We start from the raw sequence: 14,849 nt of genomic DNA on the forward strand, positions 1-14,849 counted from the left end.
ATTTGGTTTCAAATGAGAGTGATTAAGAGTTGGTTCAAATGCTTTTTAAAAGTGTGCTGACACTTCTAGAGAGGAAGTAGTTATTCTACTATTTACTGATGTAAATATTACTAGAGTAATATTAATTATACATTGAATATTCAGAAAATAATAGTGTTAGTTGAATTATTTCTCTCTGTATAAGATTCATGGTGAATTTTTTATTATAGTTTGTTTTGTGTTGTTATTAGTTTATTCCCCGTATTCACTATATTGAAACAATTTTAATGGAGAGGATATATTTGTTATTAACTTCATAGGAATAGCTAAATGCAAGGAAAAGCTTCCCACAAGGTAGGCGTGGGAAGCGGCTTTCATCATAATTGAAATCTTTTAACCTGATCTGTTAACTGTTCAGCCGATGATGCAAGTTCACTGGCATGATTGGTGATTTCATCCATTGAAGAGCTGGATTGCTGTGCTGAGGCGGACACTTGTTCAATGCCTGCTGCTGACTCTTCGGAAACGGCTGCAATGTCTTCGACGGCCTGGTTGATTTTTATGCTATTGGAAGAGATATAGTGTAAGTCATTGGTTATGTGTTGTAATTTTGTGCTCATGGCTCCCACTGAATGGTTGATGGTTTCAAAGGATTGGCCGGTAATGGTAATTTGTTGGGTGCCTTCATCTACTTGTGTATATCCATCTTCCAAGGAGTGAACGACGGTTTTTGAACCTGTTTGAATGGCTGTAACAATTCCAGTAATGTCACCCACAGAATCTGTAACTTGTTCCGCGAGTTTCCGAACTTCTTCGGCGACGACGGCAAATCCTTTTCCATGTTCGCCGGCGCGTGCCGCCTCGATGGCTGCGTTTAAAGCGAGTAAGTTGGTTTGATTGGAAATGTCCTGTATGACCTGAACGAGCTTTGAAATTTCCTGGGATTGTGAATCAAGGCCTTTTACCTCATCGACTGCCTGTTTCACAATCCTATCAATCGTTTGCATTTGTTGTACGGATTTGTGCATCATGGTTGTTCCTTCTTTTGTTAAGGACAGGATCTCGGTGGAGGTTTGGGAAATTTCTTCTCCTTCACTGTGTGCCTTTTGGATCTTTCCTGAGAATTCTTCCACCATACGGACGATTTCCGTTGCTTGGTTGGCTTGTGACTCAGAGCCTTCTGACAGCTCGTACATAGTGGTTGCAATTTGACTGCTTCCTTGTTGCACTTCATTTGCCGATTGGGTCAGCTTTTCGCTTTTGCTTGTAACGGATTCGGATACATTCAGCATGTTTTCGATGATATTGCGAAGGTTTCTCTGCATCTCGTTTGTAGAAAACGTCAATTCCCCGAGTTCATCGTTTGATGTCTGCTTAAGTGGTGCATGGTTCAGTTCACCTTTTTCCACTAGCTTCATCCTGTCTCGGATCCTTAGGATCGGTTTGGTAATGAGGTTGGCTGTCACAAGGGCAAGGCCAATTCCTGCTATGACTGTAATGATGGATAAAATGATACTCGTCGTTTTAACGGATTTTCCACTGCTGATGACGGTCTCTCCGGAAGCGACGATCAGTTTTTCGCGCTCGGAAGCGAGCTCTTTGAAGCCATCCATTATTTCCGTGCTTATGGGCGCTACTTCATTCAGCAATATTTCTTTCGCCTGTTTTTCATCTCCTTGCTCATACTGGGTAAAGACGCGTTCTTCAATCATGGTTCTCCAATCAATGCTTGTTTCAATGATTTCTTTCGTTCTCTCAGAGTCGGATAAGGCTAATAGCTCTTCTTGTAGGTGTTTGCTTTCTTCGGTATAAGCTAGGAAATCCTCTTTATATTGTTCATCTCCAAATAGGATATACCCTCTAACAAATGCCATTCTTTGCGAAAGGTTATAGAGTAATTGTTCATCTTTAATAAGAAGAGGCAATTCATGGTCGATGATATCTCTAGAATGTTTAAGAGACTTATTGCTGCTGTAAATACTATAGGCTCCTAATATGATGCATAAAGATATGACTAGCATAAATGCTAACAATACCTTTGTTTTAATCTTTTTCAAGTGTACGGCCCCTTTTTCGGTAGATTAGTTTACCTTCTGTTTATCGGAAATGGGGACCGATATTTAAAGAGAAATGGGGAAATTGGGCTGAAAAGACAGGGAATCTCTTTGTTTTTATGGAATATATTGATATGATCCCGCATATTGCGTTATGATTATAGAGAAAAGATTATAAGCCGCTTTAGGCGGAAGAGGTTCTAGCTACCCTCTCAAAAAAACTAAGGAAAAGCAGTACTCTATTCTTAGGGTGCTGCTTTTTTCCGTAAAAAAGGAGTTTTTCATAATGTTGAAGAAAGAAAAGGCAGTAGTGGTGTTTAGTGGGGGACAAGACAGTACGACGTGTTTATTCTGGGCCATGAAGCATTTTTCGGAAGTGGAGGCAGTGACGTTTGATTATAATCAGCGTCATAGCTTGGAAATTGATTGTGCGCGGAATATTGCAAAGGAACTGGACATCCCGCATCATGTTTTGGATATGTCGTTGTTGAACCAGTTGGCGCCGAATGCGTTGACGAGAAGTGACATTGCCGTGGCGGAAGGGGAAGAAGGGGAGTTACCGTCTACATTCGTACCGGGAAGGAATTTACTGTTCTTGTCATTCGCAGGAGTGCTTGCAAGCCAAATTGGGGCGAAGCATATTGTAACGGGTGTTTGTGAGACGGACTTTAGCGGATATCCAGACTGCCGGGATGTGTTCATTAAATCGTTGAATGTCACTTTGAATCTCTCGATGGATCAGTCTTTTGTTATAGATACGCCGCTTATGTGGCTGAATAAAGAAGAAACATGGGAAATGGCGGATCAACTGGGTGCCTTTGATTTCGTTCGTGAAAAGACGCTGACTTGTTATAACGGAATCATAGCCGATGGCTGTGGGGAGTGTCCGGCATGCAAGCTTCGAAAAAAGGGTCTGGATGACTATGTGATTAGACGGCAGGTGAACCTATAATGTATGGGTTCAAGATTGTCGATAAGCTTCAAAAAATAGAACAGGACATTCATCGTAATCAATTGAACTATCATCTAAGACGGGTGCTCGTGAGCAAAGAATTCACGTTTGATGCAGCTCATCATCTTCATGATTATGAAGGGAAATGCAAGAATCTGCATGGCCATACGTATAAGGTCATTTTTGGCATAAGCGGCTATAATGATTCCCGAGGGTTGATGATTGACTTTGGCGACATCAAAGAGATCTGGAAAAAAGAAATCGACATTCATCTTGACCACCGCTATTTGAATGAAACGCTGCCACTTATGAATACAACAGCTGAAAATATCGTCGTCTGGATTTATGAAAAGATGGCTGATGCCCTGCAAAACAAGGACTATAAAGGGGCTAGGGTTGAATTTGTCCGTCTTTATGAAACGCCGACGAGTTATGCTGAAGCAAGACGGGAGTGGATGGACTGTGAGTAAGCTGCCCGTCATGGAAATCTTCGGGCCGACCATTCAAGGGGAAGGCATGGTCATCGGGCAAAAGACGATGTTCGTCCGGACAGCTGGGTGCGACTATTCATGTGCTTGGTGTGATTCCGCCTTCACTTGGGATGGGACAGGAAAGGAAGATATCGTCCACATGACAGCTGAAGAAATATGGGAGGAGCTAAAACTCAAGGGAGGCAAGGGTTTCTCCTTCGTGACGATATCCGGGGGTAATCCCGGCCTCTTGAAGAATATGGCTGAGTTAATCACCCTTTTAAAAGAGAAGAACATCAGAATTGGCGTGGAGACACAAGGTAGCCGGTGGCAGGATTGGTTTCTCGATATTGATGAACTGACGATATCACCAAAACCGCCAAGTTCAAGGATGAAGACCGATTTTGAAGTGCTTGATGATATCCTATCCAAGCTTTCCAATAGAAGGGATGAAAATCAAATCTCTTTGAAGATTGTCGTATTTGATGAAGCTGATTATCAATATGCGAAGACTGTACATGCGCGCTATCCAGGCATTCCTTATTACCTGCAGGTAGGCAATGATGACAGCGTGACGACGGACGACCGGCAGTTGGTCAGTGAACTGTTGGGGAAATATGAACAGTTAATTAATCGGGTGATTGCCGATGACGAACTGAATGATGTGAAGGTGCTCCCCCAGCTGCACACGTATATCTGGGGAAATAAACGGGGCGTGTAAGGAAAAGGATGGGGAGGTCATACTTTCTATTGAATGCCGTTTCTCTTCTATTATATGTTCTTTACTTTTAGATACGCGAGGGGGTACTTTTATCCTTGATTTACTCCCGTATCCAAGATAAGATGAAAAAGGAAAAAAGATAATCCGCTTGAGGCGGAAGAGGTTCTAGCTACCCTCTCAAAAAAACTAAGGAGAACAGCACTCTTTCTTAGGGTGCTGTTTTTTCCTATTAAAGGAGATTGTAAGAAATGTTTAGAGTTCTATTGTATTTATTGTCCATTGTGACCGCGAATGTGGTGACAGCCGCTTTTATGCCATTGCAATTTGGTATGTTCATCATCCCGATGGGGACATTGTTGATCGGAGGGACCTTCATCTTCCGTGATTTAGTTCAAAATAAGTTTGGCAGGGCAAGGACTTATCTGTGCATTATCCTGGCATTAATTTTATCAGCCAGTGTATCATTCTTGTTAGGGGATACATTATTAATCGTATTTGCTTCAGCCCTTTCATTCGTGGTGGCGGAAACGGCAGATACGGAAATATATACTCGATTGAAGCTACCATTAAGTTGGAGGGTATTTTACTCAGGGGTAGTTGGAGGCTTTTTCGATTCCGCAATATTTGTGGTGATTGGGCTTAGTCCACTGGGGGCGAACATCTTGCCGTGGTCCTCTGTACCTGCCGCGATTGTTGGTCAGATTATTGTCAAAACGGTCATTCAGTCAATGGGGGCCATTCTATTGGGGAAAATCCATGTAAGGCTTGATAAGCGGATCAATAATGGAGGGAATGCGCTTGGTGGATGATACTAAAGAAGAAGATAAGTGCTATTGCTTGGAGGCTTTTCGCGAGAAATATGGTCCGCAAGTCCAGGGAGAATGCTTGAAGCTTTCTTGTGCCAACTACAGAAAGCATAACCTTGATAAGCTAGAATCGAGAGAATGCGAGTAAACAAAACCCGTTGTTAAACGGGTTTTTCTTATAGGAAATTAGATTCCTGTCCTGCGTAGTCAAACAAGGTTATCGATAATAAGAAGGGAAAAGGTACGGTATGATTACGTACCTTTTTATTAACAGGATGTACCTCGAAATATAAGGTACATCATTGCTAAACTAAAAAAGGAAAATTTAGATTGCTAAATAAAACCAGTCATAGTAAAATGTCCTTCGGACCGCATCACTTGTCCTAAGTAAGGCATAGGTACTATAATCGGGGTAATGGTGATTATTTTAAATAGTTAATGATTTTATCAGAAATTTCAATATATACAACTTGAGGAAAAGGAGCAGATAGTATGAAAGTCATTGCACCTGAGTCATTCACATACAAAGGTGGAGATAGAGCAGTTCTCTTACTTCACGGATTTACTGGAAGCACAGCAGATATGAAGAAGTTGGGTCGTTATCTCAATGACCGCGACTATACCTGCCACGCACCTCTATATAAAGGTCATGGATTGCCAGCTGAGGAACTTATCCATACAGGTCCAAAGGAATGGTGGAAAAACGTAGTGGATGGGTACCGTTACCTTAAAGAAGGAGGGTACGAGGATATCGCCGTTGTCGGGATTTCCCTCGGTGGGGTCTTTTCTTTAAAAGTGGGAACGGAATTTCCTGTGAAAGGTGTCGTTTCCATGTGTGCCCCGATGCAAGGGAGAGACGTGAGTCGATTACATAATCGTATGATCAGTTATGCCAGGGCCTACAAAAAATTCGAAGGCAAAGACGCAGACCAAATCGATGCAGAAATAAAACGGTTAGAAAAAGAGCCTATGCACTCGTTGAAAGATGTTTTGCATGTCATAGAAGATACTAGTGAAAATTTGGATTTGATTACGGCACCGACTCTTGTTCAACAGGGCCGGTTGGACGATTCCGACTATACGGAAAGTGCACCCATGATCTTCAATGATGTCGATACGCAACATAGGCAATTGATATGGTATGAGCAATCAGGGCATATCATCACATTGGGGAAAGAGCGGGAGCAAGTTTATGAAGATGTTCATCGGTTCTTGAATAACCTGGTTTGGTAGGCGGCCTTTTCCCCATGCAGATGATATAGGTGTTATCTGTACATCCATTCTCCAAAGTGTTTAGAAAAGGGATGGATTCGTGAGGGGACCAATCAAGCTCGTAATATCCCAGGTACATTGATTCATAGTTGCGCACACCTTTTGCTGTTGGATGAAAAAGTGGACTCCTGGAAGTCCACTTTTTTAACGTATTTTTTGGGCAGGCTCGTCACTTGAGTTCTTCTCGATGAATTTTTTGACCTGTTCTATCGTTAGGCCACTTTTTTTGGCTTCCATTATAAGTGCCAGCCATATTTTATCGAGTTGCTCCTGTTTCAATCTGTTCCCGGATTCCATGATCACCCTCCCAATCTACCTCTTGTATTTTTTATTTTCACCCAGAGCAGCGCAAGTTAGAGAGTAAAATGACTTCTTGGGTTTTAGTGCTGTTCCGTACTTTCAATTTCTTCTATGTGACTTTCCGGATGTTTTTTGTCAGGGCTCCCTTATATTCATTAGGCTTTTCGCAAATGGGGCCTTTATTCGTGAGTGTCATTACTCATTTTCCTATGTAGTGATGCGGCTGTTATCCTGTCTTTTTTCCATGTTATTACTCTTATGTATTATCTTACAGTGATAAAGTAGGAGTCAAGTTAAAATGCTAAATTAACAGAATATTAAAGAAAATAAAAAAGCCGATCAGGCTTTTCCTGATTACGGCATGTAAAGTGGCTTATCTTTTTAAATAGTTTTCTGTGTAATACGGCTTTTCATCTTCTTCAAAGGCGACGCCCACTCCCAGTGAAGAAAAGTCTTTTTGTAATTTATTTTCCCTGTGACCGATGGAATTCATTAAGCCTTCGTGGGCGAAGATACTGCTGTTCTGACCAGCGGCAAGGTTCTCTCCGGCCATGCGGAAAGAGATTTTGTCACTTTCCATCCGATCGAAGGGGGATTCCCCATCAAGATTAGTATGGTTAAAGTATTGGTTGACGGCCATGTCTTTACTGTGATCTTGGGCCGTCACTTTCACCTGCTTATCCCATGACAGGACGGAAAGATCATGATTGACCCTTGAGGCATTGGTCAAGTCGAATAGTTGATATTCAAATCCCTTTTTAAGCTCCGGGCTGGAGGGGGCAAAATAGGTGCTTTTTTGCTGTTCAAGACCTGCACTGATGATTTGGATCGATGTGACTGTATTATCCTCGTGTTTATCATAAAAAATCGTGACGAAGCTGTTATCCATTTTGAACGTATCATATTCACCATTGCTTTGAATCTGGTAATATACATTTCCTTTAAGCAGTTTTGTTATTGGTTTACCCAATTTTTTCGTCACGGTTTCCTTGGGTGTATTTCGTTTGATTCCTTGCTTGGATGAAATCAAATCCTGGTTTGTATAGAGACCAACGACTCTATTCTTGCTGTCGTAGGCCACCATGAAGAAATTTTGATAATTTTCATGATAGGCAAACCACTCTACTCCATATTCGTTCAGGGAATGGCGTTTGGCCTCACCTGCCTGCTTTTCGACGGATTCCTTTGTGTCGCCAAGCTCGATATTACGGACCGAAAAGGAGGATTCAGCAGGGGCCTTCAAGTCAGGTTTATCCACCTTTTTCGTTTCGGTTTGTTCCTCATCTCTTGCTTGATCGAATGTATCCGTCAATTTGCCTATCAACTGGTTGACTCTGGTATTCAGTTTTTCAATGGCATTTGATACTTCAGGTTTGGTTAAGAGAGAGCGAACATCCGTCGTGAAAGATCCGATTCCCGCCTTTAATCCCGACTCCTGAATGTCTTTTCCATACCCATACCAAAATCCGCCGAGAAGAAGAAAGAGAATCAATAGATTAATCACACTCCGCACATCGTTCACCCCAACTCACATATAATTACGTTCCCAATGATTAGCTCATAAGCTGTAATAGGGGAGGTAAAGATAACAATACGATGGAGAATAAGAAAAGGACCTGGGTAACCCTTTTTGGCAGCTTTTCTTTTTTCCCTTTGTACCACCCACTGAATTGCAACTTGTTTCTATATAAAACAAACAATAATATAAGTATGGCCACAGAACCGAAGTAGCTATACTGATTATAATCTATTCCGAAACTCTGATACACATTCTCTAACAGAACGGAACACAATGCCCCGACAATACCGAATAATAAAAGAATCCGGATTAACTCAAATAGTACTCTCATGTTTTCCTCCTATTAATCATTTCCTAATGTTCCCCCGCTGTATATAGTTTTCTACATGGGACATAAGGGTTCCTTCCTTTGTCAATCTTCAGTTTCTCGCTCAACACTTTCTTTCAAGCACTGTAAATCATCATACGTCTTATCCTTTAAAGTACATTACTGTATTTTACTACTAAAATATATCATAATGGATGGTGAGGTGGATGATGCCTCAAAAGCAGTAGACATTTCTTATAGTGGATAATAAAAATTGGAGGTTTCTGATTATGGTCAATAGTTTACAAGCAACAACAACATTACATAATGGCGTCGAAATGCCTTGGTTCGGTTTAGGTGTATTTAAAGTGGAGGAAGGCCCAGAGTTAGTGAATGCAGTCAAAGTAGCCATTAAACACGGGTATCGCAGCATTGATACTGCAGCCATTTATGCGAATGAAGAGGGAGTAGGGCAAGGAATCCGCGAAGGTCTAGAGGTAGCGGGCATTGTAAGAGAGGATTTGTTTGTAACGTCAAAAGTTTGGAATTCCGAACTAGGCTACGAATCGACAATCGCTGCTTACGAGACTAGCTTAAAGAAGCTAGGTTTGGATTATCTTGATCTTTACTTGATTCATTGGCCAGTCGAAGGGAAATATAAAGAGGCTTGGAGAGCAATGGAGACTCTTTATAAAGAAGGAAAGGTAAAAGCGATCGGGGTAAGTAATTTCCAAATCCACCATCTGAAGGATTTATTGAATGAGGCAGAAGTGAAGCCAATGGTCAATCAAGTTGAATGTCATCCGCGCTTAACTCAAAGGGAATTGCTGGAATTTTGCCGACAAGAAGGCATTCAATTGGAAGCTTGGTCTCCATTAATGCAAGGTGAATTATTAGATAATAAGGACCTTCAAGAGATTGCATCCAAGTATGGAAAATCCGTGGCCCAGGTCATCTTACGTTGGGATTTACAAAATGGAATCGTGACGATTCCAAAGTCGACAAAAGAGCATCGAATCGTGGAGAACTCCTCGGTATTTGATTTTGAACTAACGGAAGAAGATATGGCGCGAATGAATGAAATGAATCAGAATCATCGAGTCGGACCAGATCCTGACAACTTCGATTTTTAAGGAAAGGCAGAGATAGACGAGCTTGCAGTCTATCTCTTTTTTTCATTCAATCGTCCTTACTCGATGATTGACCATTCATGAAAAAAGCAAGGGCTGTACCCATGTCACTGTTGGATAATGATGTGTTAAGCGTTTCGTTAACCGTTTCCAACATTTCGCGAAGGCGCTGCTCACCCTTATCCGTGATGAGGGCACATACGCCACGTCGGTCATCTTCATATCCGAGCCGTTTTATTACCCCGCAACTTTTGTTTTCCATCCTGACGGAAAGCCTGGACATGGCACTTTGGCTTAACCCGACAAGCCGCTGTAATTCCAAAAGCCTCAATTTTTTTTCGGGTGCCTGAGATAAGTACAATAAAACGTAAAACTCATTCAAGGGCATTTGGTGCTTTTCCTGCAAGGCTCTATCAAGGTCATTGGAGAGCTCGGCATGTATATGTGTAAAGGATAACCAAGTATTTATAAGGGATTGTTCATGGGACATATCTTTTTGCCTCCCTCTGTTTACCTATTTTACATGTACCATTCGTTAAATTAAATGTACCAATAGGATGGATCAATGACAATAGCCGATTTGAGCATCGGTCGATTTGAATTAGTTGACACTACTTTTTGTGCATGATATAAATGCATGTGCATGCATTATAATACTTTGAGAAGGAGTTAGATACTATGAAAGATTTATTTTCCCCTTATTCTATAAAAAATCTCGATCTTAAAAATAGAGTCGTCATGCCACCTATGTGTCAGTATTCAGTCATGGCTGAAGATGGCGTACCGACAAGCTGGCACCAACATCATTATGTAAGCAGAGCGATTGGCGGCACAGGTTTGATCATCGTGGAAATGACCGATGTGGAACCGGATGGCCGGATTTCCAATCGCGACCTTGGTCTATGGTCTGACGATCAAGTTGGTGCTTTCACTAAGATTGTCGATGAAGTGCATCAATATGGAGCAAAAATCGGCATCCAAATCGCCCATGCAGGACGCAAAGCCGAAGATGCAGAGACACCTGTTGCCCCATCGGCGATTGCCTTTGATGAAACGTATAAAACGCCGAGAGCCTTGGAAACGGAAGAAGTGAAGGGAATGGTCGAGAAGTTCCGTCTATCTGTCAGAAGAGCGGTACAAGCTGGATTCGACGTCATTGAGTTGCATGGTGCACATGGCTATTTAATTCACCAGTTCACCTCTCCACTTACGAATAAGCGGGAAGACGAATACGGGAAAGACCTGACCAAGTTCGGAGTGGAAGTCATTAAAGCGGCGAAAAGTGAAATGCCTGCCGATATGCCTTTGATCATGCGCATCTCTGCTAAAGAGTATGTGGATGGAGGATATGGAATTGAAGAGAGCATCGAGTTTTCGAAAGTCTTTAAAGAAGCGGGTGTGGATATGTTCCATGTCAGCTCCGGTGGAGAAGGTCCGATTGGCGCTGATGGAAGACCGGGCACGCATGCCAATTATCAAACGCCATTAGCGAGAGAAATCAAAAAAGCGCTGGACGTCCCAGTAATTGCTGTAGGCCGATTGGAAGACCCGATCCTTGCCAACTCGATCATTGGTAACGAAGAAGCCGACTTGGTGGCAGTGGGAAGAGGGATGCTCCGTCATCCTTACTGGACATTAGAGGCTTCTAAAACGCTGAATAAACAGATTGAGCTTCCAAAGCAATATCAACTAGCATTCAAACATTAAAAGTATGGACCGGTGGCCGCAGCATTTGCTTGCGGTCTTTTTTTGTATGCACCATCATTGGGGCATTTTTGGAAAATAAGTGCTTGCAGGTAACGTTACGTAACCTTTTAAACTGAAGATAACGTTTAGAGGGGGAATGGTCTTGCATACATATTTTGAAAGTAGAGCATGGTCCTGGAGGGAACTTGTTTCCATCCTTGTACTTGTTTTAGTCCTGGTACCGTTTTTTATCGAGTTTTTATTGGCGAATTTCTTATTGGAATTATTTCAAGACGATTTATATTCCGGAACATTGGTCGGTTTCATCATGTCAATCATCTTTATGCTGGCCGTCTATTCACTTGCTTTACAGCCGAAACGCCTAAGATGGAATGAAGTGGGGTTACGTAAGTTTCAGAGAAGCTATTGGAAGAATATCATCGGCTGGTCATTTGTATTGATTGTGGTCAGCATCCTGATTCTCATCGTGATGGATATAGTGGGGATAGGCTATGAAAATAGCAAAACGGAAAGTGTTCAGGCTCATTTGACCCCCATCCATTTCGTTCTCGGTTTCGTGTCGGCGGCAATCATTTCACCTATTTACGAAGAAATCTTATATCGGGGTTTTCTTTATAGGTGGCTAAGGAGTAAATACGGCTTGAAGGCTGGATTATTTCTCAGTTCCTTCATCTTCATGATCGTTCATATCCCAAACTATAATGTCTTGCCGGTCACTTTTATATCCGGCCTCCTCTTTTCTTGGACTTATGAAAAAACCAAATCAGTCGTTCCCGGCATGATCATCCACGGTACATTCAATGCCATTGCCCTGATCCTTACCGCCTTTGGTTGAGAAGTGGTAAAAGAAGTGCTGTGCTCACAAGTGGTTGGAAAAATAAAGAGACTTTCAATGGAAGTCCCTTTTTTTTATTTTGATTACATTTTACCAATTGTTGTGATTTGGCAAGTTTTCATGTGAAATGTAAAGCATTTTCCTTTATTGTTAAAAAAGGATTCAAAACCAATGTATGGGTTTTCCTACCTGTTCATTGGTTTTGTTCGTGTCGTTATTTATGGGTTATGAATGAAAGGGGATAAGCGTAGATGTTTACAGCTAGATTCAATCATGCAACCGAGTGTAATGAAATGGTAGGAGGAAAAGCGCTAAATCTAATCAAAATGTCAAAATTGGGCATGCCTGTACCTGATGGTTTCGTCATCACAAGTGAGGCCTTTTCACACTTCCTCGAAAAGAATCAATTAGATATAAAGAGCGAATCCATCCAAACGGAGGTTATGGAGGCGGTCATCCCGGATGATTTAGTAAGGGATGTATTGACCGCTTTCCAGGAATTGAGGAAACGTTATCCTGCCGTGGCCGTTCGTTCTTCTTCTGGTGCGGAAGATTTGGAAGGGGCCTCCTTTGCGGGTCAATATGAAACCTATTTGAATGTAAAAACGGAAGAGGATTTCTTAGGTAAGGTAAAATCATGCTGGGCATCTTGCTTTGAGAACAGGGTACAGCAATATACCGAGAATATTTTTGAAGGGTCAGATAGCATTTCAATGGGGATTGTCGTTCAAGGTCAAATCTATTCAGATATTTCAGGGGTAATTTTCAGTCAAGATCCTGTTACATATAACCCGGAGTGTATCTTGATCAATGCCAGTTATGGATTGGGTGAGGCCGTCGTATCGGGCTTGGTCACACCGGATACCTATTTGGTCAGTCGAGATGGAACGAAAATAGAAAGAACCAAGGGCAGTAAAGAAATGAAAATCATTTCCGACTCCTCTGGAACAATGGAAGTGGCGACGAACCGGACTGAACGGAATGCCTATTGCTTATCAGATAAGTTGATTCATACATTAATAGAAATGACCTTGAAAGTGGAAAACTATTATAATCATCCTGTAGATTTGGAGTTCGGCATTCATGACCAACAAGTCTACCTTTTACAAGCAAGGCCGATTACGACTGAAGTAAAGAAAAAGGAATCCGTGCCAGAAGCCAGGAAAGGTTACCTGTTGGAACGGAAAGACGAGGATGAATTCTGGTTTTTGCTTGATACGTTTTTCCCGAATCCAATCTCGCCATTGTTCACTTCCATCGTCACCCAGCCTTTTTATGAAGGCATGGCCATGGCCGTTGATGCATTGAAGGAACCTACGGGGTATACCAATATGAAAGCTCAGAACGGATACTATTATGGGAAACAGACTTTCTTTGAAACCGACCCAAACCAATTGTTAGCAGAACAAGAGAAACTAATGGAGGAAATGTATCCGCAAATGAGGGATCGGATGTATGAAATCATCTTTGATAAATTGATTCCCATCTATCGGTATTTAGATGGGGAAAGGGCTCAAGCATTTACGGTCGACAAAGTGAAAAAGGGATTAGTAGAGTTAGAGGCCTTTTATAAGGATGTGTATTTCTGGCACTTCATGATTGTCTTCCCGAGCAATCATATTAACAGGAAATTGGAGAGCATTTATCAAAAGGCAACGGGAGATGCACATTTACATGAACTCTATCAATCTTTGGCTGGCGTCATGAATAAGTCACTGGAATCCGACCGTTTGCTTTGGGAGTTATCATTGAAAGTAAAAGCGGAACCGTCCTTGATGAAGGTGTTCATGGAATCGGAAGAAGGAAGCCTGTTACAGAACCTCAATACCATCGGCAGGGGCAAGGACTTCCTGAACCGTGTGGAAAGTTTCGTCAGTGTGTACGGATACCGTTCCACCAAGTCACACGATTTTATAGAAGATACATGGATTGAGAATCATGAGCATGTGTTACAAATCATCAAGAACTTTGTACTGAATGATCATGATTTTGACAAAGAATTCGAGTCGGCTGTCACGGCCAGAAAACAGATGTATCAAAAGATCATCAACGGAATCAAGGATCCCAATGATCTGGAAGCATTTGAAGAACAGTACAAATTGGCTTTGGATGCGGCTGTTATCACAGATGATCATCACTTTTATATCGATGCCATGTTTGACGCGAAGGCTCGGTTATATTTATTGAAAGTGAGTGAGCTTCTAGTGCAGCAGCAAGTGCTGGACGATAAGGAAGATATCTGGTTTGTATATAAAGATGAGATCCTCGCTGCACTGGATGAGCCTCACTCCTTGATGGAAGTCGTGAAGGAACGAAAGAAACAATATGAGATTCAAGGTAAAATAAAAGCTCCTTCTTATTTTGGGAAACCGTCGGAAGAAGAGCGGAACTTCGTGGAAATGGTATTCGGCTCACTCGAAGAAGATAAGGAGAATACGGGGAATGTGATGAAAGGTATCGCGGCTTCCGGAGGTATTAGCGAAGGCCCGGTCCGAGTGATCTCCAGCATGCAGGAAGCATCCAAGTTCCAAAAGGGAGATATATTGGTCTGTAAAAACACGACTCCTGTCTGGACGACTTTCTTCCAGGATGCAGAAGCGATCGTTACGGACACAGGGGGCATGCTATCTCATTCCGCAATTATTGCAAGGGAGTATCAGATTCCCGCCGTTTTAGGAACGAAAGTGGGAACGGAACGATTACAAGATGGGGAATGGGTCATTGTAGACGGCAATACAGGAACCGTTACGAGGATCGAGTAATTACCCTGCTGCTTAGAGAATTTTAGAGGTGAAAG

General features: G+C 42.0%; 15 protein-coding genes and 2 riboswitches. Of the genes, 10 read left to right on the forward strand and 5 right to left on the reverse strand.

What is annotated here, in order from left to right; genetic code table 11:
• Positions 1–356 precede the first annotated feature (356 nt).
• The gene (locus ACQKL0_RS14545) at positions 357–2,036 is read right to left on the reverse strand and encodes a methyl-accepting chemotaxis protein (protein ID WP_427688281.1); all 1,680 of its coding nucleotides are present in this window, start codon (positions 2,034–2,036) and stop codon (positions 357–359) included.
• A gap of 185 nt (positions 2,037–2,221) precedes the next feature.
• A riboswitch (PreQ1 riboswitch) is annotated at positions 2,222–2,264 on the forward strand.
• Positions 2,265–2,322: 58 nt separating this feature from the next.
• On the opposite strand from ACQKL0_RS14545, the gene queC reads away from it, so the two are divergent.
• The 6 genes from queC to ACQKL0_RS14575 all read left to right on the forward strand — a co-directional run bounded on the left by queC (position 2,323) and on the right by ACQKL0_RS14575 (position 6,215).
• Positions 2,323–2,985 (forward strand): 7-cyano-7-deazaguanine synthase QueC, encoded by a 663-nt coding sequence (gene queC / locus ACQKL0_RS14550; RefSeq protein ID WP_427688379.1) that lies wholly within the window; start codon positions 2,323–2,325, stop codon positions 2,983–2,985.
• On the forward strand, positions 2,985–3,455 hold the full coding sequence (gene queD / locus ACQKL0_RS14555; protein ID WP_427688283.1) for a 6-carboxytetrahydropterin synthase QueD: 471 nt from the start codon (positions 2,985–2,987) through the stop codon (positions 3,453–3,455). The genes queC and queD overlap by 1 nt, the downstream gene beginning before the upstream one ends.
• Complete coding sequence (gene queE, locus ACQKL0_RS14560) at positions 3,448–4,176, forward strand: 7-carboxy-7-deazaguanine synthase QueE (RefSeq protein ID WP_407408591.1); 729 nt, start codon at positions 3,448–3,450, stop codon at positions 4,174–4,176. The genes queD and queE overlap by 8 nt, the downstream gene beginning before the upstream one ends.
• A gap of 153 nt (positions 4,177–4,329) precedes the next feature.
• A riboswitch (PreQ1 riboswitch) is annotated at positions 4,330–4,372 on the forward strand.
• 52 nt (positions 4,373–4,424) lie between these two features.
• Positions 4,425–4,985 carry a VUT family protein gene (locus tag ACQKL0_RS14565; RefSeq protein WP_427688285.1) on the forward strand — a complete coding sequence of 187 codons (561 nt, stop codon included), beginning with the start codon at positions 4,425–4,427 and terminating at the stop codon, positions 4,983–4,985.
• Entirely contained in the window at positions 4,975–5,130 is a 156-nt protein-coding gene (locus tag ACQKL0_RS14570) for a hypothetical protein (RefSeq protein ID WP_427688287.1), read from the forward strand. Before ACQKL0_RS14565 ends, ACQKL0_RS14570 begins: the two co-directional genes overlap by 11 nt.
• 344 nt (positions 5,131–5,474) lie before the next feature.
• Entirely contained in the window at positions 5,475–6,215 is a 741-nt protein-coding gene (locus ACQKL0_RS14575) for an alpha/beta hydrolase (RefSeq protein WP_427688289.1), read from the forward strand.
• Positions 6,216–6,398: 183 nt separating this feature from the next.
• Here ACQKL0_RS14575 and ACQKL0_RS14580 read toward each other — a convergent pair whose 3' ends face one another.
• From ACQKL0_RS14580 to ACQKL0_RS14590, 3 genes are all read right to left on the reverse strand, one after another.
• Entirely contained in the window at positions 6,399–6,551 is a 153-nt protein-coding gene (locus tag ACQKL0_RS14580; RefSeq protein ID WP_407407404.1) for an anti-repressor SinI family protein, read from the reverse strand.
• A gap of 376 nt (positions 6,552–6,927) precedes the next feature.
• The gene (locus ACQKL0_RS14585) at positions 6,928–8,067 is read right to left on the reverse strand and encodes a CAP domain-containing protein (protein ID WP_427688291.1); all 1,140 of its coding nucleotides are present in this window, start codon (positions 8,065–8,067) and stop codon (positions 6,928–6,930) included.
• Positions 8,068–8,107: 40 nt separating this feature from the next.
• Positions 8,108–8,404, reverse strand: a complete 297-nt coding sequence (locus ACQKL0_RS14590; RefSeq protein ID WP_427688293.1) for a hypothetical protein — start codon at positions 8,402–8,404, stop codon at positions 8,108–8,110.
• A 266-nt stretch (positions 8,405–8,670) separates the two neighbouring features.
• On the opposite strand from ACQKL0_RS14590, the gene ACQKL0_RS14595 reads away from it, so the two are divergent.
• Positions 8,671–9,513 carry an aldo/keto reductase gene (locus ACQKL0_RS14595; RefSeq protein ID WP_427688295.1) on the forward strand — a complete coding sequence of 281 codons (843 nt, stop codon included), beginning with the start codon at positions 8,671–8,673 and terminating at the stop codon, positions 9,511–9,513.
• A gap of 46 nt (positions 9,514–9,559) precedes the next feature.
• On the opposite strand, the gene ACQKL0_RS14600 is transcribed toward ACQKL0_RS14595, so the two are convergent.
• Complete coding sequence (locus ACQKL0_RS14600; protein WP_402874668.1) at positions 9,560–10,000, reverse strand: MarR family winged helix-turn-helix transcriptional regulator; 441 nt, start codon at positions 9,998–10,000, stop codon at positions 9,560–9,562.
• A 188-nt stretch (positions 10,001–10,188) separates the two neighbouring features.
• Between ACQKL0_RS14600 and ACQKL0_RS14605 the strand changes: the two genes are divergently transcribed.
• From ACQKL0_RS14605 to ACQKL0_RS14615, 3 genes are all read left to right on the forward strand, one after another.
• Positions 10,189–11,217 carry an NADH:flavin oxidoreductase/NADH oxidase gene (locus ACQKL0_RS14605; RefSeq protein ID WP_402986720.1) on the forward strand — a complete coding sequence of 343 codons (1,029 nt, stop codon included), beginning with the start codon at positions 10,189–10,191 and terminating at the stop codon, positions 11,215–11,217.
• A gap of 136 nt (positions 11,218–11,353) precedes the next feature.
• The gene (locus tag ACQKL0_RS14610; RefSeq protein WP_427688297.1) at positions 11,354–12,052 is read left to right on the forward strand and encodes a CPBP family intramembrane glutamic endopeptidase; all 699 of its coding nucleotides are present in this window, start codon (positions 11,354–11,356) and stop codon (positions 12,050–12,052) included.
• Positions 12,053–12,303: 251 nt separating this feature from the next.
• Positions 12,304–14,814 carry a PEP/pyruvate-binding domain-containing protein gene (locus tag ACQKL0_RS14615; RefSeq protein WP_427688299.1) on the forward strand — a complete coding sequence of 837 codons (2,511 nt, stop codon included), beginning with the start codon at positions 12,304–12,306 and terminating at the stop codon, positions 14,812–14,814.
• Positions 14,815–14,849: the final 35 nt, after the last annotated feature.

This window comes from Peribacillus sp. NPDC097264, assembly GCF_050277925.1.
Lineage (GTDB): Bacteria > Bacillota > Bacilli > Bacillales > DSM-1321 > Peribacillus.